Annotated in this window: 28 protein-coding genes and 1 tRNA gene; 20 read left to right on the top strand and 9 right to left on the bottom strand. The window is 38.8% G+C overall.

Annotation, left to right across the window (positions count from 1 at the left end; all coding sequences use genetic code 11):
- Nucleotides 1-48: 48 nt before the first annotated feature.
- The gene (locus B2W36_RS05260) at nt 49-1,620 is read left to right on the top strand and encodes a RagB/SusD family nutrient uptake outer membrane protein (protein ID WP_293886638.1); all 1,572 of its coding nucleotides are present in this window, start codon (nt 49-51) and stop codon (nt 1,618-1,620) included.
- A 197-nt stretch (nt 1,621-1,817) separates the two neighbouring features.
- On the opposite strand, the gene B2W36_RS05255 is transcribed toward B2W36_RS05260, so the two are convergent.
- From B2W36_RS05255 to B2W36_RS05240, 4 genes are all read right to left on the bottom strand, one after another.
- Nucleotides 1,818-1,891 (bottom strand) — tRNA-Pro (locus B2W36_RS05255).
- A 450-nt stretch (nt 1,892-2,341) separates the two neighbouring features.
- Nucleotides 2,342-2,791 (bottom strand): KTSC domain-containing protein, encoded by a 450-nt coding sequence (locus B2W36_RS05250; protein ID WP_293882497.1) that lies wholly within the window; start codon nt 2,789-2,791, stop codon nt 2,342-2,344.
- A 55-nt stretch (nt 2,792-2,846) separates the two neighbouring features.
- Entirely contained in the window at nt 2,847-3,068 is a 222-nt protein-coding gene (locus tag B2W36_RS05245) for a VF530 family DNA-binding protein (RefSeq protein ID WP_209579053.1), read from the bottom strand.
- A 36-nt stretch (nt 3,069-3,104) separates the two neighbouring features.
- On the bottom strand, nt 3,105-3,629 hold the full coding sequence (locus B2W36_RS05240) for an NADPH-dependent FMN reductase (protein WP_293882495.1): 525 nt from the start codon (nt 3,627-3,629) through the stop codon (nt 3,105-3,107).
- A gap of 520 nt (nt 3,630-4,149) precedes the next feature.
- Between B2W36_RS05240 and B2W36_RS05235 the strand changes: the two genes are divergently transcribed.
- The 4 genes from B2W36_RS05235 (at nt 4,150) to B2W36_RS05220 (ending at nt 7,255) form a co-directional block, all read left to right on the top strand.
- Nucleotides 4,150-4,632, top strand: coding sequence for a hypothetical protein (locus B2W36_RS05235; protein ID WP_293886636.1), 483 nt, complete (start codon nt 4,150-4,152; stop codon nt 4,630-4,632).
- A gap of 225 nt (nt 4,633-4,857) precedes the next feature.
- Complete coding sequence (locus tag B2W36_RS05230) at nt 4,858-5,415, top strand: RNA polymerase sigma factor (RefSeq protein ID WP_293882491.1); 558 nt, start codon at nt 4,858-4,860, stop codon at nt 5,413-5,415.
- Nucleotides 5,405-6,226 (top strand): hypothetical protein, encoded by an 822-nt coding sequence (locus tag B2W36_RS05225; protein WP_293882489.1) that lies wholly within the window; start codon nt 5,405-5,407, stop codon nt 6,224-6,226. The genes B2W36_RS05230 and B2W36_RS05225 overlap by 11 nt, the downstream gene beginning before the upstream one ends.
- A gap of 96 nt (nt 6,227-6,322) precedes the next feature.
- Nucleotides 6,323-7,255 carry a DUF4097 family beta strand repeat-containing protein gene (locus tag B2W36_RS05220; RefSeq protein WP_293882487.1) on the top strand — a complete coding sequence of 311 codons (933 nt, stop codon included), beginning with the start codon at nt 6,323-6,325 and terminating at the stop codon, nt 7,253-7,255.
- Nucleotides 7,256-7,282: 27 nt separating this feature from the next.
- On the opposite strand, the gene B2W36_RS05215 is transcribed toward B2W36_RS05220, so the two are convergent.
- The 3 genes from B2W36_RS05215 to B2W36_RS05205 all read right to left on the bottom strand — a co-directional run bounded on the left by B2W36_RS05215 (nt 7,283) and on the right by B2W36_RS05205 (nt 10,794).
- The gene (locus B2W36_RS05215) at nt 7,283-7,984 is read right to left on the bottom strand and encodes a class I SAM-dependent methyltransferase (RefSeq protein ID WP_293886635.1); all 702 of its coding nucleotides are present in this window, start codon (nt 7,982-7,984) and stop codon (nt 7,283-7,285) included.
- Nucleotides 7,977-9,158 (bottom strand): nicotinate phosphoribosyltransferase, encoded by a 1,182-nt coding sequence (gene pncB / locus B2W36_RS05210; protein ID WP_209579060.1) that lies wholly within the window; start codon nt 9,156-9,158, stop codon nt 7,977-7,979. Before pncB ends, B2W36_RS05215 begins: the two co-directional genes overlap by 8 nt.
- Before the next feature lie 160 nt (nt 9,159-9,318).
- On the bottom strand, nt 9,319-10,794 hold the full coding sequence (locus B2W36_RS05205; RefSeq protein ID WP_293886634.1) for a DUF6600 domain-containing protein: 1,476 nt from the start codon (nt 10,792-10,794) through the stop codon (nt 9,319-9,321).
- Between the two features lie 254 nt (nt 10,795-11,048).
- Here B2W36_RS05205 and B2W36_RS05200 point away from each other — a divergent pair, with 254 nt between their 5' ends.
- The 6 genes from B2W36_RS05200 to B2W36_RS05175 all read left to right on the top strand — a co-directional run bounded on the left by B2W36_RS05200 (nt 11,049) and on the right by B2W36_RS05175 (nt 15,137).
- Nucleotides 11,049-11,807 carry an MlaE family ABC transporter permease gene (locus tag B2W36_RS05200; protein ID WP_209579062.1) on the top strand — a complete coding sequence of 253 codons (759 nt, stop codon included), beginning with the start codon at nt 11,049-11,051 and terminating at the stop codon, nt 11,805-11,807.
- A 6-nt stretch (nt 11,808-11,813) separates the two neighbouring features.
- Nucleotides 11,814-12,587, top strand: a complete 774-nt coding sequence (locus B2W36_RS05195; protein WP_293886633.1) for an ABC transporter ATP-binding protein — start codon at nt 11,814-11,816, stop codon at nt 12,585-12,587.
- Nucleotides 12,588-12,592: 5 nt separating this feature from the next.
- Nucleotides 12,593-13,597, top strand: coding sequence for an MlaD family protein (locus B2W36_RS05190; RefSeq protein WP_209579064.1), 1,005 nt, complete (start codon nt 12,593-12,595; stop codon nt 13,595-13,597).
- An 87-nt stretch (nt 13,598-13,684) separates the two neighbouring features.
- A complete protein-coding gene (locus B2W36_RS05185) occupies nt 13,685-14,386 on the top strand; it encodes an RluA family pseudouridine synthase (protein ID WP_293886632.1) in 702 nt (233 codons plus the stop codon).
- A 27-nt stretch (nt 14,387-14,413) separates the two neighbouring features.
- On the top strand, nt 14,414-14,677 hold the full coding sequence (locus tag B2W36_RS05180; RefSeq protein WP_293882474.1) for a hypothetical protein: 264 nt from the start codon (nt 14,414-14,416) through the stop codon (nt 14,675-14,677).
- 31 nt (nt 14,678-14,708) lie between these two features.
- The gene (locus B2W36_RS05175) at nt 14,709-15,137 is read left to right on the top strand and encodes a DUF983 domain-containing protein (protein WP_293882472.1); all 429 of its coding nucleotides are present in this window, start codon (nt 14,709-14,711) and stop codon (nt 15,135-15,137) included.
- Between the two features lie 20 nt (nt 15,138-15,157).
- Here B2W36_RS05175 and B2W36_RS05170 read toward each other — a convergent pair whose 3' ends face one another.
- Entirely contained in the window at nt 15,158-15,448 is a 291-nt protein-coding gene (locus B2W36_RS05170) for a DUF4286 family protein (RefSeq protein WP_209579067.1), read from the bottom strand.
- A gap of 177 nt (nt 15,449-15,625) precedes the next feature.
- Between B2W36_RS05170 and B2W36_RS05165 the strand changes: the two genes are divergently transcribed.
- From B2W36_RS05165 to B2W36_RS05125, 9 genes are all read left to right on the top strand, one after another.
- A complete protein-coding gene (locus tag B2W36_RS05165; RefSeq protein WP_293886631.1) occupies nt 15,626-17,506 on the top strand; it encodes an alpha/beta hydrolase family protein in 1,881 nt (626 codons plus the stop codon).
- A gap of 12 nt (nt 17,507-17,518) precedes the next feature.
- Nucleotides 17,519-19,177, top strand: coding sequence for a sensor histidine kinase (locus tag B2W36_RS05160; protein ID WP_293886630.1), 1,659 nt, complete (start codon nt 17,519-17,521; stop codon nt 19,175-19,177).
- Nucleotides 19,178-19,280: 103 nt separating this feature from the next.
- Complete coding sequence (locus tag B2W36_RS05155; RefSeq protein WP_293886629.1) at nt 19,281-19,979, top strand: response regulator transcription factor; 699 nt, start codon at nt 19,281-19,283, stop codon at nt 19,977-19,979.
- 143 nt (nt 19,980-20,122) lie between these two features.
- Nucleotides 20,123-20,596 (top strand): transcription elongation factor GreA, encoded by a 474-nt coding sequence (greA, locus tag B2W36_RS05150; protein ID WP_209579070.1) that lies wholly within the window; start codon nt 20,123-20,125, stop codon nt 20,594-20,596.
- 240 nt (nt 20,597-20,836) lie between these two features.
- A complete protein-coding gene (locus B2W36_RS05145) occupies nt 20,837-21,253 on the top strand; it encodes an HIT family protein (RefSeq protein WP_209579071.1) in 417 nt (138 codons plus the stop codon).
- Between the two features lie 142 nt (nt 21,254-21,395).
- Nucleotides 21,396-22,046, top strand: a complete 651-nt coding sequence (locus B2W36_RS05140) for a DedA family protein (protein WP_209579072.1) — start codon at nt 21,396-21,398, stop codon at nt 22,044-22,046.
- 7 nt (nt 22,047-22,053) lie between these two features.
- Nucleotides 22,054-22,596, top strand: coding sequence for an inorganic diphosphatase (locus B2W36_RS05135; protein WP_209579073.1), 543 nt, complete (start codon nt 22,054-22,056; stop codon nt 22,594-22,596).
- An 8-nt stretch (nt 22,597-22,604) separates the two neighbouring features.
- Nucleotides 22,605-23,918: a hemolysin family protein gene (locus B2W36_RS05130; protein WP_209579074.1), complete on the top strand. Its 1,314-nt coding sequence runs from the start codon at nt 22,605-22,607 to the stop codon at nt 23,916-23,918.
- Between the two features lie 17 nt (nt 23,919-23,935).
- On the top strand, nt 23,936-24,652 hold the full coding sequence (locus B2W36_RS05125; RefSeq protein ID WP_293886628.1) for a 16S rRNA (uracil(1498)-N(3))-methyltransferase: 717 nt from the start codon (nt 23,936-23,938) through the stop codon (nt 24,650-24,652).
- Nucleotides 24,653-24,737: 85 nt separating this feature from the next.
- Here the strand turns inward: B2W36_RS05125 and B2W36_RS05120 are convergent, their stop codons facing one another.
- On the bottom strand, nt 24,738-25,214 hold the full coding sequence (locus tag B2W36_RS05120) for a hypothetical protein (protein ID WP_293882459.1): 477 nt from the start codon (nt 25,212-25,214) through the stop codon (nt 24,738-24,740).
- Between the last annotated feature and the right edge of the window lie 128 nt (nt 25,215-25,342).

Below are 25,342 nucleotides of genomic sequence, written 5' to 3'. Positions count from 1 at the left end.
TAAAATCGAAATGGATGAACAGATAATAAATTTAGACGGATAAAAAAGATGAAATTAAGAACTTTATTATATATCGGAATAATTGGCTCCATTGTAACAAGTACATTTTCTTGTACTAAATTAAAGGAGGAATTTAAAGGAGAATTAGAAGAGGGAACATCCAATGTGGATCCTGGAAGCTTATTGATCACTGCTTATAATTCATTGAATACACCTTATCAGCAGGAACAGCGCTGGGTGATGCAGGAAATCTCATCAGATGCCGCCATGGCTCCAACGCGTGGTGGTGACTGGGATGATAATGGTATGCATCGTGCGATCCATTTACATACCTGGAATGCAGACAATGGTTATATGAACAACACTTTCGTCAGTTTAGGGACAGCCATCTATAATGCGGGCAATGTGTTGCGGTATAATCCGAGTGCGCAGCAAGGGGCAGAAGCGAAGTTTATTCGTGCGTTGGTCATGTTTGATATGTTGGATCTCTATGGCGTAGTGCCCATCCGGGAAGGAGCCTCTTTTGAAGATTTTAGAATCGCACCAGAGGTGTTACAGCCACAGGCGGCTATTGACTATATGGTTAAGGATCTCAACGAAATTATAGCGAGTTTGCCTGCAAACGGGCCGAAAGCGGCTTATGTAGCAAACAAAAATGCTGCAAAAGCCTTGTTGATGAAAATTTATCTTAACAAAGGGACGTTTTTAAATAGACAATCGCCAGCTTTTGCGGCGGAGGATATGAATAAAGTAGTATCGCTTGCTAAGGAAATTGTCGCTACGGGTGCTTATTCAATTTCACCAAAAGGCAAATATTTTGACAATTTTGCACCTGACAACGACGAAAAGTCCACAGAGAATATTTTTACTTTGTACAATAAAAATGGAGATCGGGGTGGAAATGTGGACCGTACATGGAATACAATTGCGCATTATAATATGAATCCGGGGGGATGGAACGGTTGGTGTACCTTATCAGACTATTACGATAAATTTTCTGCATCGGATGAACGAAGGGGAATTTATTATGAATATGCAGCGGATACGACGTCCAATAAAAAGAAGGAATTTAAACGTCAAAATGTTGGTTTTTTTGCTGGGCAACAATATAATTGGAGTACAAACAAGCCATTGATGGCTAGAAATCCAGCGAACGCACCTTTAGTTTTTACACGCGAAGTAACAATCCGTACCTCAGGTGCAACGTTGGAGACAGCCGGTATTCGTCCAATGAAGTATGCTTTTGACTATGGTGTTACTGGGCAACGAAATAACGATTGGGTGGTATTTCGTTATGCTGATGTCTTGTTAATGCAAGCAGAGGCAATACTCCGAGGAGGGACAGGGACTGCTGCCGAAGCTCTTGCGCTGGTTAATGGAATTCGACTCAATCGTGGTGTAGATAATCTTACAGCCATGACGCTTGACAATTTGTTGGACGAACGTGCTCGCGAGTTATATTGGGAAGGGTGGAGAAGACAAGATTTGATTCGTTTCGGTAAGTTCTTACTGGCCTGGCAGGAAAAGGCTGCAGATGCTGATCCGAAAACTTTGGTTTATCCGATTCCAAGTCAGCAGCTTGCGGTGAATCCAAACTTGAAGCAGAATCCAGGCTATTAAGCTGAAGGACTGTTCGTAACAAACAAGGTGGCTTCATCCTAATTGTTTAATAGAAGAAGGTATTTAGCTGGTGCGGAAAACTCCAATCGGCTAAATACCTTTTTTATGATTGAAAGGTATCTCTGCTATTCAATTTTCAAAGCGATATTCCGTTAGAGCGCAAACGCGATGTCAGTTAAAAAGTAAAGGATAAAAAGTCGGGATGGCCGGATTTGAACCGACGACCTCCAGCACCCCATGCTGGCGCGATACCGGGCTACGCTACATCCCGAATTAATCCAAGTGGAAGGCCTTTTTTCAGGGCCGTTGGCTAGAATAATTTTGGTAGCGCTAAAGTAATAATTATCGAACAAAAATAAAATCTAAAAGAAGAAAAAAAGCCATTGAACTTGCAAGAGCACTATTTGTAATCTTTTTTGAGATCGAGGTATTGACTCAAAGTCTAAATGCAGGCTTTATCTTTGCTGTAAGAGCTTTATCTTTGCTGTAAGATTTAATAGGTCCTTTTGGGAAATAGGAGAGTATGGAAAGCTGCAAGTGAGCGTAAATGCCTAATACATTTTACGGTAGAGCGTCTGCGGACTTTATATTAAAATGATAAAACTATTTGTTAACAGTGTTGTTCTATAGATAGCTTTTAAACATTTAACATTTTATATAAACGCCCAATATCCATCGGATAGCGGGCGTTTATCTTTGTATAGCTGGATGAAAACAGTTTCTAAGATACTGTTGCAGTCTTTAATACATTACGGTAAGGGTAAGAATGGAAGATGTGTCTACGGGCAAATCGACCTAAAGAATCTGCATTGACAAATTTAATATAATCGTTTCGCTGAACACCGAAATACTCATATTGGCTGCCGTCTTGAAAAGTGACAGTCAATATTTGTCCTTTCCAGTCAATATCTTGAATACCTGAATTGGTAATTGTTTCTGTGTAGATGGGCAATTGTTGCTCTAATGTTTCAGAACAGATGCTTACCAGAAAGTGGTATGCTTCGATCATCGCAACACTTTTTTCCTCTGCAGCCAAACGACCTTCTTCATCATTGACAAATTTATCTGGATGACATTCTTTCATGATCGTCCGGTAAGTAGATTTCAGGGTTTTGAGATCCACAGATTTATCTACGTTAAGTAACTTCCGGTAGTCGGCAATTTTTTTCATGGCGGCAAAGTTATGCTTAATAATCAGATTATTCGCTATAAAATAGGAAAAAAACTTATTTTTTCAATAACGTTTTTACGTAGAGCTGCTCGACCTTCTCTCTAGCCCAAGGTGTTTTTCTTAAGAAAGTTAACGAAGATTTGACACTTGGATTCTCATTGAAACATCTGATAGCTATGCGTTGACCTAATTCTTCCCAACCATAGTACTCTACTAAATATTCTATAATGGTGTCAAGTCTTTTACCGTGTAGTGGATTATTAATTTGTTCTTGCATGTCGTAAAGATAATAATCTTCAATTGATGGATCGTGCTAATTTTTACTATCAATTAGTTGTGCAGCCAGTTCCTTTAACGCTGTACGGAGTTGTTCATCCCAGATTTCTCCCGCACTGTCCAGTTTGCCCCTTACTCCTTCGATGAGTAGGTTTCTTTTTTCATCAATTTGGGCTCCTAATCCGCGCATGATGTGTTGCAGTTCGACGTGTGCATGTTCACCTTGTGCAGCGGCGGTGATGATACCTATGGGCTTATCGTTGAAAACTGTGGTTGCTGCGCACCACTCAAGTAGATTTTTTAATCCACTGGGCACACTGAAAATATATTCGGGACTGCTGATCAAAACAATGTCTGCTTCTTGAATAATTTGGCGTAATGCAATAATTTCAATAGGTGGATGGGACTGGCTCTCATCTGGATCAAAATGCGGCAGTTCTTTCAGACGATCAAATAGCGTGAAATGGATATCGCCATTAATCTCTTTTTGTAGGTGCTTTATAATATGATGATTGGATGAATGGGTACTGGCGCTACCTACAATTGCAAAAATAGTTTTCATGTGAGTCTAAATCTAATCAACGGTTGTCTATATCCGCTGTGTTTGTATTTTTCTTATATGCTGAATGAAGAAACTAAATTACAATATTCGATTCAAACGATTTACTTTATTCTCCGATTCGCTGTAATTTTTAGATTGGTTTGTTTTTGATCCAACTTTCCTCAGTAAGGATAGCGGATTTCAGTTGAAATTATGGAAGACGGTGATTGGATCAGAAAATAAAAAAAGGATGGTGGACCAACACCATCCTTCATTGAAAAAATGATTAATTAAAAGCATCAACATGCGTTATGCATTGCTTTATATTAATTTTAACCATCGCTAAAATAGGATTAAAAATTGCTTATTGCAAATGGGGGAATGGATATAGCATGCCTTGTTGATGGAGTATCCAGATGGAACTAAACTGAAGCTTGACTATTGGTGGTGTGTTTAGTTTGGTCAGCTAAATAATTAGCGTAGTTTGTTTTTGATTGAGCCTGAACTTTTGTAGTTTGGCTGCTATAAACCTTTTATAAATATGATGAACCTAAAAAATCATTTGCTATTTGTGGTATCGACTTCCTGTTTGTTTTTTTCATGTAAAGGAAACGGGGACAAGAAAGAAATGCATGCGTTAAAATCAAAATCTTTGGCCGGTACGTATAAGTTAATTGACAGCAAGACAATTAAAGGAAAGGATACTGTGACAGCTTTTACAGACAGCAGCAAAACAGAGATGTTTAAAATGTTTAATGATGACCACTTTTCTTTTTTTAATCATGATAAGGAAAAAGGCAAAGGGAAAGAACCTTTGTTTGTAGCGGGCGGCGGGACCTATTCCTTTGATGGTGTTAAATATCAAGAAAGTTTGCAATATTGTTCCATACGTGATTGGGAAAGGAATACATTTGATTTTCAACTCAAGATAAAGGGGGATACATTGATTCAAACAGGCGTGGAAAATCTGCCAGAATTAGGAGTTCACCATACTATTGTAGAAACCTATCTTAAAGTCAGATAGTCAATATTGGTATAAAGGAGTTATAGCATCGGTATCAAGCTATTTTAATCATGCAGATACTTAAGATCATTGTTCTGTTTTTTTTTGCAGTACAGGATCGTCTAAACGGCATTTTAGGTACTTTTAAAATTATTTGTAAAAAAAGTGAAATTATATTGCAACATTTTCGGGAGGGTGTCGACTACATAGTAGAAACATAAGAATTAACAGAATTAATTTTACAACGTGCAAAATCAGCTTAGCGATAAAGATTTATTAGCGATGTGCCAAACGGGTAATGAGTCTGGGTATGCGCAGCTTTATCATCGCTATGCAAAAAAGATCTTTAATTCTATTTATCGGATTTTGGCCAATCAGGAAGAGAGTGAAGATATTTTGCAGGAGACTTTTGTTGACTTTTTTTCAAGATCGGAAAAGTGGCATTTGGTTCTCAGTGTGGAAGCTTGGTTGAGAAGGATGGGCGTGAATAAGGCCATTTCACTGTTGAGGAAAAATAAGCAGTATTTTACGTCGGTGGACGATTTGGAAATTCAGGATGATGGCGAAGATGAATTACTGGAAAAGGAATGGCGTGAATGTCGTTTAACGGATTTGGAGCAGGCGATCGACCAGCTGACGGGGGTGCCCAAGATGGTCATTAACCTTTATCTGTTTGAAAATATGAGCCATGACGAAGTCGCGGAAGCATTGGGAATGACAGCAGTTGCCGTCCGTAGCCAATACCATCGCGCAAAAAAGAAAATTTACGAACAATTGAAGGAAAGGTATAATTATGCGGGATAATTTAAAAGATTTTGTGAACGCTAATCGGGAATCATTTGATCAGAGAGAACCTTCGGCTGACTTATGGAATAAAATAAGACCGCAAGTAGTTCCACCTGTTCAGCAAAGAAAGATTAAGCCTCTTTGGAAGTGGGCTAGTATTGCTGCAGCGGTCTTGTTGGTAGGAACAGCAGCATTTATCGCTTTTAACAGACCGGGCGACTTAATGACTGAAAAACCTGTGGCTGCTGTACGTCCTCATGTTGTTCGTGAAAATGAAGGCGATAAAAAAGCCGTTAACGAAACAGTAGGACGCGCTGATAACGATAATTCAACTAAATTGACTTCGTCTATGGCAATAGCGGGTAGGCAAACCAAAAGAAAGCAGTTGGCAACAGCAAACATAACGACCTCTGGTTTAGGTAAAATGCAAGAGAAAATTGATTACGTTGAGATGCTTCAGGATTCGAGTTCCGCAAGCGCACGTCTAAGTGCTGTCTTAGCGTTGAAAGATGAAGGTAGGTTAGATCGGAATAGTAGAGGAGCATTGGAAAGGACTGCTGTATCGGATCAAAATAGTAATGTGCGTATAGCTGCAATCGAAACGATATTAAGTGGACTGAGCCAAGAAGAACGTCAGCAGAAAGTTCAGGACTTCTTTGTGGTGCAAAATGATCCCACGTTGCAAATGGAGCTTATGCAAATGATGGTTCAGCAAGATGATCCAAAGATGAAAGCGACAACAAAAGAAAAGTTAACTGAAATTGTGGAGGATCCCTTCACCTTGAAATTTGTGAAAGAACAGGCGTATGCGGTATTATTAAATCAATAGATGAATAGATTCAAGAACGTCCACTTGTGTAGGCTCGCTTACGAGAAGGTAGAGCAGATGGCTTGGTTAATAATAAGGAAGAAAAAATAAATTGAGATGAAAAAGTTAAGGATAATGATGATTGGGATAGCACTTATTTTTGCAAGTGCATTACAGGCCCAGGTAAATGAAAGTGTGGAAGGAGTTGCTGCGCCAAAGCCTCCTAATCCTCCTAAAAAGGCTAGAGCGGTTTCAGGCGTTGCCGTAAGTAATAGTACTAATTTTACATTCAATTCTTCAGGATTCGGCGGTTCTAATGGACCCAAAAGCTGGAAGGAAATTAAAGTGCCTAATTTAGGAAGTAAACTCCTGTTAAAGTTGGATAATGTTTATATCGAAGGGTATAAGGGGAAGGATGTGCTGATTACCGCTAAGGTTGAGGATAATGAGGGAAATGATCGTGCAAAAGGCCTACGTGTCGTTAATGGTTCTGGATTATCGGATAATTCGGGACTCGGAATGAATATCAAAACAGAAGGTGGAGTGACCGAAATAAGCATGGTCGGGATGCCCCTAGAGGATTCTATCCGAATCAAGATACCTATGGATCTACCATTGACGATAAAAGGGGGGCGTGGTGCGATGTTCAATGCTGGAGTGATCGAATTGAAAGATATGCGCGCTGAGGTGGAAGTTTCCAATACGATGGGAAATGTGAATTTGTTGAACGTAACGGGACCAATCAATGTGAAGGTTGCACAGGGAGATGTAACAGCCAAGTTTGTTCAACCGGTCAAAGGACCTATTTCTCTTGTCGCTGCAATGGGCGCTGTAGATGTTGCTTTTCCCAAGAATTTTGGGGCAAATGTGGATGTGAAATCAGCAATGGGAAATATCTATGCCGCAGATGAATTCCAATTTGAAAAAAGCGCTGAGGAGCCCCAGTCAATCCCTATGGGTAATGCAGTGAAGGGCAAAATGAACGGCGGTGGACAGGACGTGATTTTGAAAACATCCCTGGGAGATATCTATATCAGGACGCAGAAATAGTAAAAGTAGCCTGTTATCGATAACAGGCTACTTTTTTAGTTCCATACGTACGAGGTACTGATCATTCTCATCTTCATATAAAATTTGGACTACCCAACCCATTTCGTGCGAAATTTTAATCAATAAATCCTGATCTAAATACAGCCATTTGAAGAGATCGCCTCGGGAGCCTTTGTATTCATACTGATATTGGATTTCCCCGAAATAGTGGGCCGGCTTCTTGACGTTGTAATCTTTATACAAATAACTGATATCGGACGAATCAAAAATCAGCTGCCCATTTTCCGTCAATAGTTCTTTACTATGCGCTAGTAGTTTTCGAAAGCCCTCCACATCTCCAGCAATACCAATCCCGTTCATCAGCAGCAAAAGCGTATCGTATCGCTGCCCTTTAAATTTATAAAAGTCTTCGCAGATAATATGTTGTACCCCGCGTTGCTGCATGATATGGCAAGCGGTTTGGGATTCTTCCAATGCATCCACTTCAAAGCCTTTTTCTTGTAAATATAGACTATGGCTGCCTACTCCAGCGCCCACATCCAATACACGTCCATCGCATAGCGATAGACCAATAAATTCTAGCTCAGGGAAATCATCAGGTTCCCGAAAGAAAATCTCTACCGGCATTTCGTCTTTATCGCCATAGCTGGTATGGAGTATGAGGGGGAATTTTTCTTCTTGATGTACAAAGTAATCATCAAGGGCTTCACCGTATACGTCTCTATGCATGGTCATCATCAATCATTAATACTTTCTTTGCAATATAAATGGAGTCTTCATCTCCTGTATGTTTCATCGGTTCGTCAGATAATTTGATGACGGGACTCCATTGATCATCTTCTGGCAAAGCATCTGTCATCTTGATGACAATATTCATTGGTTTAAGACCTACATCATTCGTAAAATTGGTGCCAACGCCAAAGGAATGTAAGATTTTACCCTCACAGTAGCCCGCAATTCTTTCGACTTTTTCATAGTCTAGGCCATCAGAAAATATAATGGTCTTTGAAAGCGGATTGATTCCATTTTTGTTATAGTGTGCAATAACTTTATCTGTAAATTCAAGAGGATCTCCACTATCATGTCGGACTCCATCAAATAATTTGGTTAACTTTTTATCGAATTGCTGAAAGAAGACTTCTGTTGTATAGGTGTCCGATAGTGCTATTCCGAGGTCGCCCCGATACACATCAGACCAATGTTCCAGTCCCAGGAGGTTGGCCATTTTGTAGCCATATTTAGCGGCGTGAAACATAAACCATTCATGGGCATGGGTGCCGATGGGCTTCGTTTCATATTTCATTGCTAAATAGACATTGCTGGTGCCAATAAATGTTTTTTCGCCATATTGCTTGAGAGTACGAACGACCAAATCATGCACTTCATGAGAATGGCGTCTTCGGGTGCCAAAATCAGCAATAGTAATATTGAGTTTTTTATATTTCTCGATTTTATCTTTCGCTGTGGCGATTACGTCCGCATCGGAGGAACGTTGTAAGCCCTGGGATTCATAAAAAAGTTCACAGATAAGAGACATCAACGGAACTTCCCAGAGGATAGTGCGATACCAGTACCCTTCGATAACGACTTCTAGATCGGGGCCATCCTGAAATATTTTGACTTCTTCAGGATCATATCGGTAACCTTGGAGAAAGTCAAAATAGGTTGGGTCGATATAGGGACAAGTTCTGGCAAAAAAAGTCTTTTCGGCTTTTGTTAGTTTCAAATTAGCCATTTCGTTAACAGCCTGCTTCAAGAGGACATCAAAACCCTCAGGAAACTTGTGGTGTCCCCGATTGATAAAATGATAACGAGCCTTGGCCTTTGGAAACAACTTGACTACAGCATGCTGCATCGTGAATTTATAGAAATCATTATCTAATATAGAGGTAAATGAAGCCATCCTTATCGATTTGTTTTTTTGTTTGAAGCGGTAAATTTACTAATTAACGTGAAATTGTGTGGATTGTTCATGATAAATATCAAAAGACACATATGTAAAAGGCGGGTGAAATTTTTTATTTCATCCGCCTTTTATGAATTATCATGTTATTCGGTCATCCTTATCTTGTTCTAGATCTTTCAGAACCCTGTGAAGAACGTCCGGAGCTACGCTCAGCTGAGCTTCCAGAATTTCTTGATCGCGATACAGACGATGAATTATCTGTATTGGATCTGCTTCTGGTGTTTTCATAACTCCGATTTTGAGACGGTTGGGCCACTGGTTGAGACACCGGTTGGTTCGAACGCGTCCGGCTATCGGAATTTCGACTTTGTACCGGCTGAGACATGGGCTGTGTCGAACGTGTGCTGCTACCATCATAATTTCCGTTCCGTTGCGGTGCTGTTGTAGGTTGAACTACGCGTGGCGGTACAGTCTGATCGGAACCGTTCTGCCTCCCTCTACTGGTAGATGTAGGGTTATTGTTGTTTGGAGCATCCGATTGCCGACCTGATCGCGTCCTAAAATCATAGTTACTCGAATTAGGTTGTGTACCATTCGTATTTCTATTTGTCGCCCCGTTGTCTCCGCTTCTAGTGTTATTGATTGAACTGCGGCTCGAGCCTGTACTGTTGGCATCATTACGGGACCTTACAGAAGCATTTCCACTGTTGTCAATATATAACTCACGACTTCCTGATCTTGAATCGATGTTATCGCGGTTGCTGATAACGCGATTGGTACGATCTGATATCTCGCTATTGTTATTCCGTGTTCGGGTAGAGGCATCCACTACCTTCGTTGGACGTGCAGACGACCGCGTATTACGATCTACAGCCGGACGGTACATACTGATTTCATTGCTGCGATTGCTGCTACTACGAACCGATCCAGGTCTATCCGCATTTGCTATCCTATTTACTGTGATGTTTCTTCCTGTTGAGCGCTCGATGTCTGCTCTTCGCGGGCCGCCAACATAATAGTTGTTGTTAATGATCGTTGTATTGTTGATAACTGTGGTTCTGTTATAAATGTTATTGTAATTTCTACGATTCACATAATAACGATCCATATCCCTGCTCATGAAATGATTGACTCCCACAAATGTCCAGAAGTTCATTGGAATATTGACGGATACATTGATATTCATACCTGGTCCCATGGGGGCCCAGCCGTAATAGTCGCTACTTTGACGCCAATTTACCCATGCCGGTCCCCATTCATAGTCAGGAACCCAGCCCCATCCATAGCGATCATTGTAATTCCAGCGACCGTAGTGAAATGGTGCCCAGCCCCAGTCATAGTTGGATACCCAGGTATTTCCATAGTCAGTCATCGTCCAATAACCATTTGTAGCATAGGGTTGAAAGTTAGGGCCAACGTCCGGAATCCAAACGTAACCATAATTCGGGTCATTAACCCATTGTCCATAAGGCGATAGTTGATCATAAAACAGCTGGAATGAGACGCCAGCGTTGTTATAATGGTCATAATTGTTATATCCACCGCGTTGGGCCATCGATGTGGCACAGCTTGAGAAAGAAGCGATACCAATAAACCCCAGTACCCAATATTTTATGTTGCCTAAATTTTTCATTTCTGTAATATTTTAAAGTGTGACAAAACTCTATGCCGTAGTCTTTGTTATTATGACAGCATAACGAATAAAATGGTTTAATCGGTACATTGGAAATCTGATTATTTTTACGTGAAAGTCAAATTGATGATCTTTTTACATAAACGACAATTTAGATACATATTTTTATTTACCTTTACCGCTCGAATTGCTACGTGTTTGTTCAGCATAAGACGTGTTTTAAGACACATTAATTTGAAATAGACATCATTTAAATGGCTAAAAAACTTCAGACTTTTTTTCTAGAATTCGCAAATATTCACCGTTTTTTGCTACGGTTTTGGCGCGAATTGGTAACTCCACCATATGAATTCAAAGAAATTGTCCGCCAGTGCTATGAAATAGGCTACAAATCTTTGCCTTTGATCAGTTTAACGGGATTTATCGTGGGCTTTGTTTTTACAAAACAATCACGTCCTTCTTTGGAGGAATTTGGGGCAACTTCGATGTTGCCTTCGTTAATTTCGATCGCTATTGTTCGTGCATTGGCACCATTAGTTACGGCTTTAATAGCTTCGGGCAAAGTGGGGTCTCAAATTGGTGCGGAATTAAGTTCGATGAATGTTACAGAGCAAATAGATGCCATGGAAGTTTCTGGAACCAATCCTTATAAATATCTTATTGTAAGTAGAATATTGGCTACAACGATCGGAATTCCTGTGCTCTGTTTTTATGTTGCCGGCATCGGTCTTTTAGGTGGCTATCTCAGTATGATGAGTAAAGATGACTTGAGCTTTTTGAGTTTTTTTACACAGGTTTTTGAAACGATAGCATTTAAAGATTTAGGAGCTATGGTGTTGCGTGCTGTTATATTTGGTTTTACGATAGGCGCTGTAAGTTGTTATTGTGGTTATTTTTCTTCCAAGGGGACAGAGGGTGTTGGTAAAGCTGCCAATGCGGCCGTTGTGGCGTCAATGTTCCTTGTTTTTATTGAGGAAATAATTATTGTTCAGATTTTATCGTTCTTTGGATAGTGAGCTATGGAAAAGATTCAATCAAACATTGACCATTCGAAGCCGGTCATTGAAATAAGGAATGTTAGCAAGTCTTTTGGTGATAACCATGTGCTTCGGGGCGTTAATTTGGATTTATATAAAGAAGAGAACCTTGTTGTATTAGGACGTTCGGGTACAGGTAAATCTGTGTTAATCAAATTAATCGCAGGATTATTGAGGCCGGATGAAGGTACGATTAATGTACTCGGAGATTCTGTGACAGAATTAAATGATCGTGAACTGCGTGAATTACGGCTAAAAATAGGGTTTTCTTTTCAGAATAGTGCGCTTTATGATAGTATGACCGTACGTGAAAATCTAGAGTTTCCGTTGGTTCGTAATAAGCGTAATTTGACGCGATCTGAAATCGATCATGCAGTAGAGGAGGTGTTAGATGGCGTTGGACTTTCTCAGGCCATCAATCAGATGCCATCGGAACTTTCTGGTGGACAACGTAAGCGAATTGGTATTGCGCGCACGTTGATTCTGAGGCCAGAAATCATGATGTATGATGAGCCAACGGCAGGATTAGATCCGATTACTTGTCTGGACATTAACGGATTGATCAACGAAGTTCAGGAAAGATATAAAACAGCATCAATTATTATCACGCACGATTTGGCTTGTGCAAAAGAGGTGGGAGACCGTATCGTGATGTTGTTAGACGGTAAGTTTGAGAGACAGGGGTCTTTTGAAGAGATTTTTGATACAGAGGACGCTCGCGTAAGAGCGTTTTATAATTATAATTTTATTCTATAATATACATGAGTAAGGCAGAAAATAAAAGAGCAATCATTGTTGGTGTTTTTGTTTTTTTAGGCGTATTGATTTTATTGGCGGGTATTTTCATTTTGGGTAGCCAACAAAAGAAATTTACTAAAAATATCGAGATTACGACTTCGTTTCCTGACGTCGCTGGGTTGAAAGTAGGAAGTAATGTATGGTTTTCTGGAGTCAAAGTAGGTATTATTAAGAATATCCACTTTAAGAGCGTGCAGGATGTTGAGGTGGTATTAACGATTGAGGAAAAATCTGCTGAGTATATTCGGAAAGACGCTGTGACAAAGTTAGGCTCGGATGGATTGATCGGCAATAAGATTGTTGTTATCTCTGGAGGGTCGCAGAATGCCCCTACTGTTGAAACAGGTGATTTTTTGCGTTCAGCAAAAACCGCAGATATGGAAGCAATGATGGAAACATTGCAGGTTAACAATGAAAACCTGGCTAAGATTACCACTGACTTCGTGGAGATATCACGAGGATTGGCCGATGGCAAAGGAATGGTTGGTGCCATGTTGACGGATACCTCCATGGTGAATACTTTACGTGCTACACTATTGTCCATCAGTGCTGCTATGAATAATGCAAATAAGGCTTCTGCAAATCTAGTTACCCTGACAAATTCTTTAAATAGTAATAAGGGACTGATTCATGATTTGACGACTGATACCGCTATTTTCTCTAGTTTACGTCAATCTGCTGCACAATTACAAGGGGTCTCTCAGACAGCAAATGCATTGATAAATAATTTGAACAACGCTTCGGGCCGATTAAATGATAAAGATAATGCAGTGGGCGTTTTGTTGAATGATCCTGAATCGGCAAATCAAATTAAATCAGCAATTAATAACTTGAATTCGAGTACATCAAAGCTGGATGAAAATATGGAAGCGCTGCAGCATAATTTCCTACTGCGCGGTTTCTTCAAAAAGAAAATGAAAGAAGATGCGAAAAAGGCTGAACTGCTTAAATCAGATACAGCAAAGTAAGTTGAATGATAGAACTATGAAAAGGCTTTACGCTTGCGTAGAGCCTTTTTTTAATCATATTGGGGGAGCCCGTTTAGAATTGAAAATATGAATCACACTGAAATTGCAGAGAAGGACGTTATTTACGAAGACAATCACCTCATAGCGATAAATAAGAAGGCGGGGGATATTGTGCAAATTGATGAAACGGGAGATATATCGATGGAAGATATGGTGAAAGCGTATTTAAAGAAGAAATATGATAAACCAAATGAAGCTTTTGTCGGTGTTATTCATCGTTTAGATAGACCGGTAAGCGGTATGATACTTTTCGCCAAAACGAGCAAGGCTCTTGAGCGGATGAACAAGTTTTTTCAGGATAGAGACGTGAAAAAAACTTATTTGGCAATAGTCAGACAGCGACCACGAAAAACCGAAGGGAAACTTATTAATTGGCTGATCAGAAATAGACAAACACGGGTAACCAAGGCGTTTCCACGCGAGGTGAAGGGAGGAAGTTATGCGGAGTTAGATTATACGTTGGTAGGTGAATTAAATGGTTTTTATTTATTGCGCGTAGAGCCGCTGACCGGTCGTACCCATCAGATTCGTGCCCAACTCGCTGCTATGGGCTGTCCTATTGTTGGCGATAATAAGTATGGATATCCAAGAGGCAGTTCTTTGGGGAGTATTTGCTTACATTCTCGTTCATTAGCGTTTACGCATCCAATCAAGAAAGATAAGATGGAATTGGTTGCTTCATTGCCTAAAGATGGCTTTTGGGATAAATTTGAATCTTTGGCGGGGTAGTGGTTAAAATTTCAGTATCTTTGTACTATGAAATGGTTTAAATATTTACTCCTGATATTTACCTTAAGCTGCTCAGCTACATCTGTTTCTTATGGACAATGTGCCATGTGTACGTTGAACGCTGAGAATGGAACGAAGGAAGGAAATATGCAAGGAAAGGGGCTGAATGATGGTATTTTGTTTCTGCTGGTCATACCTTATCTGGCAGCTGCAGGACTTGGCTATTTATGGTATAAAAAATACCGCAAGAAGAATCCTGTAACAAAAAAGTTTTTAAACGAAATAAAATAGATTTTTAATGCCTACATCTAAATTCCATGCAATGATACATTCCAAATGTCCTAAGTGTCATATTGGTGATGTATTTGTAGGAAAGGTATACAGCTTGCGCAAGCAGCACATGAATGATATATGCCCCTATTGTGGTGTTAAATACGAGGTCGAGCCTGGTTATTTTTATGCTGCAATGTATGTGAGCTATGCTTTGTCAGTCGCTGAGATTGTTACTGTATCGGTTGCTATTGCAATTCTGACAGGAAGCGAATCTCCCTGGTTTTATCTGATTGGCCTTGCGGTAACCATTTTGATCTTTGCACCTTTTAATTTTAGGTATGCGCGCTTAATTTTGCTTCATTTTTTAACGCCAAAAATTAGTTATGACCCGAGATATGAATTGGAGTTGGAGATACGTGAAAGGAATGAAGCGAACCTCGGTGAAGGTGGTCATGGTGTTAACGAAGAAAAAAAATAAAAGAGCTCGCAAGAGCTCTTTTATTTTTTTAGGTATTTCATCGTACTATCGAAAAGGAAAACCTTGTCTTTATATACTTCCGAAATAAGGTGTTGCAATGGGATGAGATGCACTTGCTGGAAGTTTACTATGTGTTCTTCTGTTGGGAGTACAACCTGTATACAGTAGGTCATACCTTCGTGTGGAGACTGAAGCATTTCCAGAAAATGCACTTCAAATTTTTGGGATTGCACGATATTATCCTGAATCCATGAAACAACCTCCTGATGGATTGTTTCTTCTGCTATAACAGAGACATTGTATAAAAACATAGACAAAAATACGCTATTTTTCTACGATAAAAAAGATTCTTAGAGCAGGAAGCGCGAGAAGTTTGAAAATTACATTTAATTGGTATATCTTGTAAAAATAAGGTTGCATTGAATGAAAATTCGTATTTAATTGCAATATTTGGAATATATGATAAGGATGCATTTGGGATTATGAGGATGAAATTTTGGATAGGTTTACTTTTTTCTACCATGATCATGTTGGGGTGTCAACACCATAATGTTGAGCCTATTCCAATAAATCAATTTTTTTCTAAGCCTGAAAAATCAAACTTTAAGATTTCTCCAAATGGTCGCTTTATAGCCTATATCGGTCTCGACAATCATTGCAAAAATATTTACTTGATAGATTTGATTCATCAGGATAGCTCTAAGCAGCTTACTTATCAAAATGATATTAATGTAAAATCTTTTGCATGGAACGATAACTCTAAAATTTCGTTTTTGACAGAGCAATCCGCACAGGATAGTTTACGTTTATATGCGGTCGATATCAATACAGAGAAGATTTGGCCATTGATCAAGCCGATTCGTGGTCGGTTTCGATGGATTCATGCCATGACTACCGGGGGCAATAGTTTTATAGGGGCGATGAATGATCGAGATTCTTCATTTTTTGATCTTTATCGGATTTATTTAGACGGAAGACCCCGGGAGTTGATTTTGCAAAATCCAGGAAATATGAGTTCTTGGGTGGTATCTAATGATGGTCAGGTACGAATGGCTGTAGCCAACGATTCTGTTCAACAGTCGCTACTGTACCGAAGCTCCGATAACGAACCATTTAAGGAGATTATACGCTGTGATGTTGAAAGTAGTTTTACACCATTGGGTTATAAGGATAATTCGAATGCTATCATCTATGCGTTATCGAATGTCGACCGCGATAAACTGGCTTTGATAAGCTATGATTTGGCAAATCACAAAGAATTAGGTGAACTTTTTAGCCACAAGGATGTTGACGTGAGCTCTGGGGGATATTTTACTGAACAGAATAAGCTGTTGTTTGTAAATTATACCACTTCGAGACAGCACAGACATTTCTTCGATGAGACTACCAAACAAAAGTACGATCAATTAGCGAAGCAGATTGATGGCTTTGAATATCAGGTATTGAGTACTGACAGTTCAGGCAATAAGATTATCATTAAAACCTACACCGATGTCAACCCTGGAGGGATTTACTTTTATGATTTTTCGACACAAAAGTTGACAAAGTTAGCGGATAATAATTCTGATTTAAAAGATAAGGAGCTCTCTCCAAATGAATATATCACTTATACTGCGAGGGACGGTATTCAGATTTCGGGTTATTTAACTTATCCTATACATTCCAATCGCAAAAACCTGCCTATGGTTGTCCTTCCTCATGATGGGCCTAACGGACGTGAAGTCTGGGGCTTCGATAATGAGGCACAGTTTTTAGCGAATAGAGGCTATTTGGTTTTTCAAATGAACTATAGGGGATCCACAGGTTTCGGTAAGAAGTTTTGGACTGCTGGATTTAAAGAATGGGGGGGAAAGATTCAGGATGATATTACCGATGGGGTGAAATGGTTAATTAAGGAGGGTATTGCTGATCGCGAACGTGTTGCTATCGTAGGGAAAGGTTTTGGAGGTTATTCGGCGTTGCATGCCGCTTGCTTTAATTCTGATTTATATAAATGCGCCGTGTCTTATTCGGGTTATACCAATCTATTTACGTACTTCAGAGATATACCGCCCTATTTTAAATCTTATGTACAGAAAATGTATCAAATCGTTGGAAATCCTATCCGGGAGGGTGAATTATTCAAAAATATATCACCCGTCTTTCATTCAGACAAAGTAAAGATACCGGTACTATTGGTACAAGGAGGAAAGGACAGGTTTAGTTCGGTGACAGATGCAAATCAATTTGTACAGAAATTAAAGAATAATAACATTCCAGTGCAATACATCCTGAAAGAGGATGAAGATAGAACTTTTAAGCGCGATGAGAATGTCTTTGGTTATTATAATGAGTTGGAGCGATTTTTGGCGAAATATCTTGTGGACTAAAGGCTGGCGATTATGAAAGCAGAGAAATATAGCTATCGAAAGAATTACGGATTACTGTTGATGTTTTTCATCGTAATCAGTGGCTTGTATATATTTGCCTTATTTCTTTCCCGTAGCTATACAGAATCGCATATCAAAAATGAATTTACGAATAGAAAATCGGAGATATTTGATCAGACTTTGGTTCCTTTCAATGATTTTTTTCAAAATAGAATTCCTGAAGTTTCTTTTTATCAAGGTTTTTTGGACTCTGTTCAGGCGGGTAAATATGCTTACAGCATATTAAGTTCTTATCCGTTTGTCAGAGAGATTGGTTTTTTTGATTTACAATTCAATAATGATCATAATTTAAATTATGGCTTTATCGTTAATAACCTCAGAATTCAACCGAAAACGATTACTTTTTTTACTGTTTCCAGATCTGGGCTGCATAAAAATACCATACGAGATCGCGGTCAAATGGGGTTACATTCTGAAGAGATCAATAATATCGGCGTAAAGTTGGCAACGTATATTGATAAATTGCAACCGAATGCCAAACTTTCTGATAAAGATATCTTAAAGGTTTTTTATACCATAAGACCTGGTCAGATTACCTATCTCAATATTCCGAGGGTCAACGATTTAATTGTCTATAAGTCAATTATGGAAGGTAATTTGGATCATACCGTTGGCTACGAACAGGATATGTTTAATTTTCAGATCGATCCAATGTTCCTGGAGGTGAAAAATAGCTATTCTAATCTTTATGAGAAAGTGGAGATTGTTCCTTTGGTAGGTGCACCTATCACACCTGAAAATGACGAGATTTCAACAGAGATGCCTTTACCTGGAGCACTGGCCGACTATAAGCTCCTTTTTAGATCGAGCAAGAACTTTCTTTCCAAAGAAATAAATCGTAGTTTTTGGCCTGTTTTGGGTGGCATATCGTTGATTTACATCATTTTAATTGCTATACTATATTTAATTTATAGAAATTTAGAAATTAACGGAAGACTTTTTAAATTGCAGTACGATTTCATCAATAATCTTACCCACGAGTTTAAGACACCAGTGAGTGTGATTAAGATTGCTGGAAATAACATTAAGAGTGCGCAGGTGCTCTCTGATGAAGAACGTAAAATGTATGGAAATATACTGGATCAGGAGGCAGATCGTTTAAATAACTTGATGAATAAGCTATTATCTTTTAGCCAGATCGAAAATAAAACGATAAAATTAAATAAAGAAGAGGTTGACTTGAAGATGTTTACGGAAAATCTAGTAGCTTCGTCAAGAATAAAATATCCAGATTTCAAGATTAGCACAAAAATTGATGTAAGGACATCAATGCTTGCTGATCCGGTGTTATTAAGTAGTGTGTTTCAAAATATGATTGATAATGCCTATAAATATTCGAAAGCGGGGCATAAAATATTGGATATTGCGATACAACAAAATAAGAAGAATTTTGTTATCACTTTTAAGGATGAAGGAATAGGAATAGAGAAGGCGGAGTTTAACAACATCTTCAAAAAGTTTTATAGAATAAAAAGTCAATATAATCAGCAAGGAAGTATTGGTTTGGGATTGGCTTTCTGTAAAGAGATTACTGAATTTATAGGCGGTGATATTACAGTAAAAAGCCAATTGGGACAGGGAACCACCTTTACCTTGGTATTTCCGGTTTAAAAAATAAATTTAAATATGAAATATCCATGTTTAGAAAGCATTGAAAACTTATCGTTATAAACTGGATATTCCATAAGACATTTAAAAGACAAATTATTTACTTATGAATAAAGACATCACTGTTGCTGTTATTGAAGATGATGAGAACTTACGGTTCTTGGTAAAACATCGATTGGAATCCGAAGGCTATCAGGTCATTCAAAGCGGAAATGGGAATGAAGCTGAAAGTTTGATTTTGGAAAAAAGGCCCGATGTTGTTTTGCTGGACTGGATGCTTCCAGGGAAAGAAGGCAACGAGATCTGTGAAGATGTGCGCAAAGCGGGGTTTGAGAATATTATCATCATGATGACAGCTAAATCTCAAGATGTGGACAAAATTGAAGCTTACAGTTTTGGCGTGACTGATTACATTAGTAAGCCTTTCAATATGGATGTGCTTATTGCGATGATCGATAACAAGGTGAAATTTTTCTTACCGAAAAACAGTCCCGAAGTGTACAAGTTTGGTCAGACGGAACATCATCCGAATATTCATTCCTTGATACGTGACGGAAGGAAAATTGAGTTGACCATTTTGGAAAACCGCATCTTACTTCATTTCCTGCAGAATTTAGGGCGGGAGATTACACGTGAAGAATTAATGGAAGTTGTGTGGGGGTATAGCTCAAATGTCAACACGCGTACTTTAGATATGCATGTGGTTCGTTTACGGAAAAAGATCGAGACAAATCCGGACAAGCCACATTATTTACAGACTGTGCGTGGACTCGGCTATAAATTTGTTGACGAGGAGGAGATTTGATTATAATTAGCGGGTAAGAGTTTGTTTTGTTAAAAACAATTATTATCTTCGTATAGATTCGAAACAAGACCATGTTTCCCGAAGAGGGAAATATGGTCTTGTTTCTTTTTTAAAAAGTATAAAATAAGAAAAAAAATAAAATTATGGCAGAAGTAACTTATTTTACGGAAGAAGGATTGCGTAAGCTTAAAGAGGAATTGGCTTATCTGAAGACGGAAGGAAGATCAAAAATTGCCAATGCTATTGCAGAGGCAAGAGACAAGGGGGATTTGTCTGAAAATGCAGAGTATGATGCGGCTAAAGAAGCTCAGGGGCTTCATGAGGCTAAAATTGCCAATTTGGAGAACACATTGGCTACGGCACGTTTAATTGATGAGTCCAAATTGGATACATCTAAAGTTTTAGCCTTATCGATTGTTAAGATAAAGAACAAAAAGAATGGTGCTGAAATGACTTATCAACTGGTCGCAGAGTCAGAGGCAGATCTGAAGTCAGGTAAGATTTCTGTTAAATCTCCTATTGCCCAAGGTTTGTTGGGTAAATCTAAAGGTGATACAGCTGTTATAGAAGTACCAGCGGGTAAAATTGAATTCGAAATCGTAGATATTTCAAGGTAATATATGTCGGTTATGTGCGGTATGCCATAACCGCACATCTACAAATTAACTTTATATTAAGAAGGTCGTGATGTAGTAATCGCGACCTTTTTTGTTTATATTTGTTGAACAGTGGAATTACAGGGTGTGAAAAAGCGGTAGTTAGATTTCTTTAATCGCCGACATACCAAGGGCTTAGTAGATTAAGTCTGTTGTTTGCTGATTATTTTTTAAAAAGATTTATTCCAAGATTAGAATAATATGTCGACAATTTTTTCAAAAATCGTTTCCGGAGAGATCCCAGCTTACAAAGTTGCTGAGAGTAATGATTTTCTAGCTTTTTTGGATATCAGCCCATTAGCTAAAGGGCATGTATTAGTGATACCTAAGAAAGAGACAGATTACATTTTTGATATCGAAGATGACGAATACATGGCGCTTTGGGTCTTTGCTAAGATTGTTGCTCAAGGTATTAAAAAAGTAATTCCATGTGTAAAAGTTGGTGTAGCTGTCGTGGGTTTAGAGGTAGCTCATGCACACATACATTTGGTCCCTATTAATAAAATTAGTGATTTAAACTTTGCTGGACCTAAATTGAGCTTAACTGAGGACGAACTCCATCAGATTGCGACCACTATCCGCGAGTCTATCGTGAGTATAACTGCTCAAAATCAATAATTAGAAAGATTATATTACACTTGATTTACGTTGGTTTTTTAGAAGAATGCTATATTTGTACTTTGTTGTTTCAAAATTGTGCAGAAATAAGCGTGGGATTTGTTCTAAATAATGAACGCAACATTGATTTTTACTAAAGGTTATGCATGAACTTTTGTTGTCATTTCAACAATTATTGAACCCAGAGGAACTATTGAGTTCAGGAGGGTTTTATTTAGTTATCCTCATTGTATTTGCTGAGACTGGTCTATTTTTTGGATTTTTTCTACCTGGTGATTATTTATTATTTCTTGCTGGATTATTCTGCGCGCTGAATAAAATTGACGTGAATATATTCACGCTTTGTTTGGGCTTGTTTACTGCTGGGGTATTAGGTAATTTTACAGGATATTGGTTTGGCTATCGAGCGGGACCGATGTTATTTAAGCGAAAAGATAGCTTCATCTTTAAGCGCAAATATGTGGTCATGGCTGAAGAATTTTACCACAAATATGGCGGAACCGCTTTAATTATAGGAAGATTTGTTCCAATAGTTCGTACTTTTGCGCCTATCTTTGCCGGTGTCGTAAAATTAGATTTTAAAAAATTTGTGCTATATAATGTTTCAGGGGCTGCCATCTGGGTGGTAGTTTTGACGCTTTCAGGTTATTTCCTAGGTATCGAATTCCCTGGTATTATTCATTATGTAGAATATGTGATAGTTGGTATGATTGTCATTGCATTTTTGCCAATTGCCATAACGTTATTGAAAAAACGTATTAAGGATAAAAGAAACAAACAAAATATACAGTAAATAAAAAATGAGTAAACAAAATCCTTGGCACATGGTTTCTCCAGGTGAGAATGTGCCAAATGCCGTAAATGCTATCATTGAGATTACAAACGGATCCAAAGGAAAGTATGAATTAGACAAAGAAACTGGTTTGTTGCTTTTGGACAGAGTGATGAGTTCTTCTGTCGTTTATCCTGCCAATTATGGTTTTATCCCACAAACTTATTGCGATGACAAAGATCCGCTGGATATTTTGGTCATTTGTTCAGTGGATATTTTACCATTGACATTAGTTGAGGCACAGGTTATTGGCGTAATGAATATGGTAGATGGTGGAGAGCAAGATGATAAAATTATTGCGGTAGCTAAAAATGATCCTATTTTTAATTACATTAAAGATATTGATCAGTTGCCTCCGCATACAATGAAAGAAATTGTACAATTCTTTGAGAGTTATAAAGCGCTTGAAAAGAAGCATGTCGTTGTTGAGGGTGTGAAGGGACGTGATGAAGCGCAAAGAATCTTGATTGAGGCTATCGAATTGTACAAAACAGAATTTGTTAACAAATAACCCCCAGCATGGCGCTCGATTTATTTTGGACATTGTTTTTAGTACTTGCAAACGGCTTTTTTGTCGCCGCAGAGTTTGCTATTGTCAAGGTCCGAGTCTCCCAAATTGAAGTTCAGGCAAAAACAGGTAGCAAAGTTGCTACCATAGCCAAGAGTATAACGGAACATTTGGATGGTTATTTGGCTGCTACACAATTGGGTATTACACTCTCGTCATTAGCTTTAGGCTGGGTTGGCGAGGCTGTAATGACCCAAATTGTGCAGGGTGCACTGGGTTTTTTCGGTGTTGAATTGACTGGGTCGATTGCTACCAATGCAGGACATGTGTTGGCTTTTTCGATTATTACTGTGTTACACATTGTATTTGGAGAGCTTGCTCCTAAATCGATAGCGATTCAAAAACCTGTTGCAACAACGATGAAAATTGCGGTTCCGCTGCAATTTTTCTACTTTATCTTTCGACCAATTATTTGGGTTTTAAACGGTTTTGCTAATTTCCTGTTAAAGATTTTGGGATTTGAAGTTACCAAAGGAGAATCTGCCCACTCGTCGGAAGAATTACAGTATCTTTTAGATAAAGGTAAAGAATCGGGTGCTTTGGATATTTCCGAGCACGAATTGATTAAAAACGTATTCGATTTTAACGAACGTATCGTTAAGAATATTATGGTACCGCGTACTAGAATTGTGGCGGTGGAAGTGACCGCTGATGCTTCTGAATTGATTGAAACGATGACGGAAGAAGGGTACTCCCGTCTTCCAATCTATGATGATAATATTGACCAAATCGTGGGTATTGTTCATACAAAAGATATTCTACCGCTTTTAGCGAAAGGAAAAGAGGTTGTCATGAAAAATATTATGCGCAAACCCTATTTTATTCCTGAAACGAAGAAGATCAATGATTTGATGGCTGAATTTCAGCTGAAGCGGATTCAGTTGGCGATCGTATTGGATGAATTTGGTGGAACGGCAGGTATGGTTACATTGGAAGATATCGTAGAGGAGTTGGTGGGTGAAATCCAGGATGAATACGATGAAGAAACTCCGGTTGTGGAGCGTATTTCCGAAACAGAGTATATGGTGGATGCTGGAGCCAGTATTCATGATGTGAATGAGTTTCTTCCAATAGAGTTACCTGAGAGTCAGGATTACGATACGATGTCTGGTCTTGTGAGTGAAATCTTCGATAAGATACCGGAAGTCGGCGAGCGGAAAGAAGAGTATGGTTACATATTCACCATCATTCGAAAAGCGCAGCAGAATATCGAATTTGTCAAATTGGAATTGGTCGAGTCTGCTGAAGATGATACCGAAGAATAAATAGTAGCGAGTAGCACATGCAGTTATTTTTTACACCGGATTTAAATCCTTCATCAGAAAATTTTATCCTTAGTGAGGAAGAAAGTAAGCACGCTATTCGTGTGCTTCGTATGGATTCCGGAGATCGTTTACATCTTATAGATGGTCGCGGAGGTTTGTACGAAGCTCAAATTATTGACCCACATCCTAAACGCACAGTTCTTGCTATTTTAAATGTGGAGGAGGACTTTCAACATCCTCGCTACCATTTACATATTGCGGTGGGGCCAACAAAGAATATCGATCGTATCGAATGGTTTTTAGAGAAGGCAACGGAGGTAGGGATTCAGGAAATCACGCCCCTTATTTGCGAGCATTCTGAGCGAAAAGAGGTTAAATTAGATCGCTTAAACAAGTTGGTTGTTGCAGCGATGAAACAATCGTTGAAAGCTTATCTACCCAAACTTAATGCTGCTGTTTCGTTTAAACAGTTTTTGAAAAATATTCCAACTGAAGGCGTACAAAAAGCAATTGCACATTGTGTGGATGCGGAAAAGAAGTATTTAAACCAAATTTTTGAGCCAGCCAAACATTATATTATCCTTATCGGTCCAGAAGGTGATTTTTCGGACGAGGAAATAAAGCTGGCGATACAGATGGGTTTTCATCCAATCTCGCTAGGAGAGTCGCGTTTGAGGACCGAAACCGCTGCTTTAGCGGCCTGTATGGAAGTTTCCTTACTGAATAGACAGTAAAAATAATAGGGGATCCTGATCCATTAAATGGACTTTGATAGCTTTGTAAAGTCCATTTTTTAATTGTGTAGTAGTAAGCGTTAGTTTACTTTATCGGTTCAGCATCTACAATCTGAATTTCAGCATTTCCTTTCAGCGGATCCTTGGTAAAGATCATCTTTCCTTTTAATTTAATCGGATCTTCTGAGAACTTAATTGCACTACCCTTTAGGGTTACTTCGACCATAGGAGGGATACCATTAGAGCCACAGAATTGACATTGCATAACTGGCAATACCGACATCATAAAGTTTTTATGATTACGGCCACTATGAAGCGGAACCATGTAACCGGGCAGTTCTACTATTTTATTTTCAAGTGCTTTAAGTTCCTTCGGATAGAAAGGAGTATACACTTTCTTTGCACCGTTGTACGTGACTTTGTAGGCCATTTTATCAATCGCTTCCCACGTTTTGTTCATCATGGGCGTATGGTCGGGAATATCCGGATTGCTGCCAATCTGTGCCTGTAACTGTATGATGCCGAAGAATATGAAGAAGAATGCAGTGATAAGTTTTTTCATCTGTTTAATTTTTTCTTGTTGGGATGAAGCTATCCGATTTGTGCTGTTTGATGAATACATCTGATAGCTTCATCGCGGTTAATATTACATATATCGTATTGCTATTTTTTTATTGCAATTCCAGGAGT

This window comes from Sphingobacterium sp. UBA3549, from assembly GCF_002376635.1.
GTDB lineage: Bacteria > Bacteroidota > Bacteroidia > Sphingobacteriales > Sphingobacteriaceae > Sphingobacterium.
This window is presented reverse-complemented; position numbering and strand designations above follow the sequence as displayed.

What these genes read in the sequence shown, in the direction of transcription:
- B2W36_RS05190 (WP_209579064.1), top strand. Translation starts at nt 12,593, where the DNA reads ATGAGTAAGGCAGAAAATAAAAGAGCAATCATTGTTGGTGTTTTTGTT.
- B2W36_RS05220 (WP_293882487.1), top strand. Translation starts at nt 6,323, where the DNA reads ATGAAAAAGTTAAGGATAATGATGATTGGGATAGCACTTATTTTTGCA.
- B2W36_RS05260 (WP_293886638.1), top strand. Translation starts at nt 49, where the DNA reads ATGAAATTAAGAACTTTATTATATATCGGAATAATTGGCTCCATTGTA.
- B2W36_RS05165 (WP_293886631.1), top strand. Translation starts at nt 15,626, where the DNA reads ATGAAATTTTGGATAGGTTTACTTTTTTCTACCATGATCATGTTGGGG.
- B2W36_RS05205 (WP_293886634.1), bottom strand. Translation starts at nt 10,794, where the DNA reads ATGAAAAATTTAGGCAACATAAAATATTGGGTACTGGGGTTTATTGGT.
- B2W36_RS05120 (WP_293882459.1), bottom strand. Translation starts at nt 25,214, where the DNA reads ATGAAAAAACTTATCACTGCATTCTTCTTCATATTCTTCGGCATCATA.
- B2W36_RS05245 (WP_209579053.1), bottom strand. Translation starts at nt 3,068, where the DNA reads ATGCAAGAACAAATTAATAATCCACTACACGGTAAAAGACTTGACACC.
- greA (WP_209579070.1), top strand. Translation starts at nt 20,123, where the DNA reads ATGGCAGAAGTAACTTATTTTACGGAAGAAGGATTGCGTAAGCTTAAA.
- B2W36_RS05195 (WP_293886633.1), top strand. Translation starts at nt 11,814, where the DNA reads ATGGAAAAGATTCAATCAAACATTGACCATTCGAAGCCGGTCATTGAA.
- B2W36_RS05240 (WP_293882495.1), bottom strand. Translation starts at nt 3,629, where the DNA reads ATGAAAACTATTTTTGCAATTGTAGGTAGCGCCAGTACCCATTCATCC.
- B2W36_RS05170 (WP_209579067.1), bottom strand. Translation starts at nt 15,448, where the DNA reads ATGTTTTTATACAATGTCTCTGTTATAGCAGAAGAAACAATCCATCAG.
- B2W36_RS05235 (WP_293886636.1), top strand. Translation starts at nt 4,150, where the DNA reads ATGATGAACCTAAAAAATCATTTGCTATTTGTGGTATCGACTTCCTGT.
- pncB (WP_209579060.1), bottom strand. Translation starts at nt 9,158, where the DNA reads ATGGCTTCATTTACCTCTATATTAGATAATGATTTCTATAAATTCACG.
- B2W36_RS05135 (WP_209579073.1), top strand. Translation starts at nt 22,054, where the DNA reads ATGAGTAAACAAAATCCTTGGCACATGGTTTCTCCAGGTGAGAATGTG.
- B2W36_RS05155 (WP_293886629.1), top strand. Translation starts at nt 19,281, where the DNA reads ATGAATAAAGACATCACTGTTGCTGTTATTGAAGATGATGAGAACTTA.
- B2W36_RS05180 (WP_293882474.1), top strand. Translation starts at nt 14,414, where the DNA reads ATGAAATGGTTTAAATATTTACTCCTGATATTTACCTTAAGCTGCTCA.
- B2W36_RS05225 (WP_293882489.1), top strand. Translation starts at nt 5,405, where the DNA reads ATGCGGGATAATTTAAAAGATTTTGTGAACGCTAATCGGGAATCATTT.
- B2W36_RS05145 (WP_209579071.1), top strand. Translation starts at nt 20,837, where the DNA reads ATGTCGACAATTTTTTCAAAAATCGTTTCCGGAGAGATCCCAGCTTAC.
- B2W36_RS05185 (WP_293886632.1), top strand. Translation starts at nt 13,685, where the DNA reads ATGAATCACACTGAAATTGCAGAGAAGGACGTTATTTACGAAGACAAT.
- B2W36_RS05140 (WP_209579072.1), top strand. Translation starts at nt 21,396, where the DNA reads ATGCATGAACTTTTGTTGTCATTTCAACAATTATTGAACCCAGAGGAA.
- B2W36_RS05175 (WP_293882472.1), top strand. Translation starts at nt 14,709, where the DNA reads ATGATACATTCCAAATGTCCTAAGTGTCATATTGGTGATGTATTTGTA.
- B2W36_RS05130 (WP_209579074.1), top strand. Translation starts at nt 22,605, where the DNA reads ATGGCGCTCGATTTATTTTGGACATTGTTTTTAGTACTTGCAAACGGC.
- B2W36_RS05160 (WP_293886630.1), top strand. Translation starts at nt 17,519, where the DNA reads ATGAAAGCAGAGAAATATAGCTATCGAAAGAATTACGGATTACTGTTG.
- B2W36_RS05200 (WP_209579062.1), top strand. Translation starts at nt 11,049, where the DNA reads ATGGCTAAAAAACTTCAGACTTTTTTTCTAGAATTCGCAAATATTCAC.
- B2W36_RS05215 (WP_293886635.1), bottom strand. Translation starts at nt 7,984, where the DNA reads ATGCATAGAGACGTATACGGTGAAGCCCTTGATGATTACTTTGTACAT.
- B2W36_RS05250 (WP_293882497.1), bottom strand. Translation starts at nt 2,791, where the DNA reads ATGAAAAAAATTGCCGACTACCGGAAGTTACTTAACGTAGATAAATCT.
- B2W36_RS05125 (WP_293886628.1), top strand. Translation starts at nt 23,936, where the DNA reads ATGCAGTTATTTTTTACACCGGATTTAAATCCTTCATCAGAAAATTTT.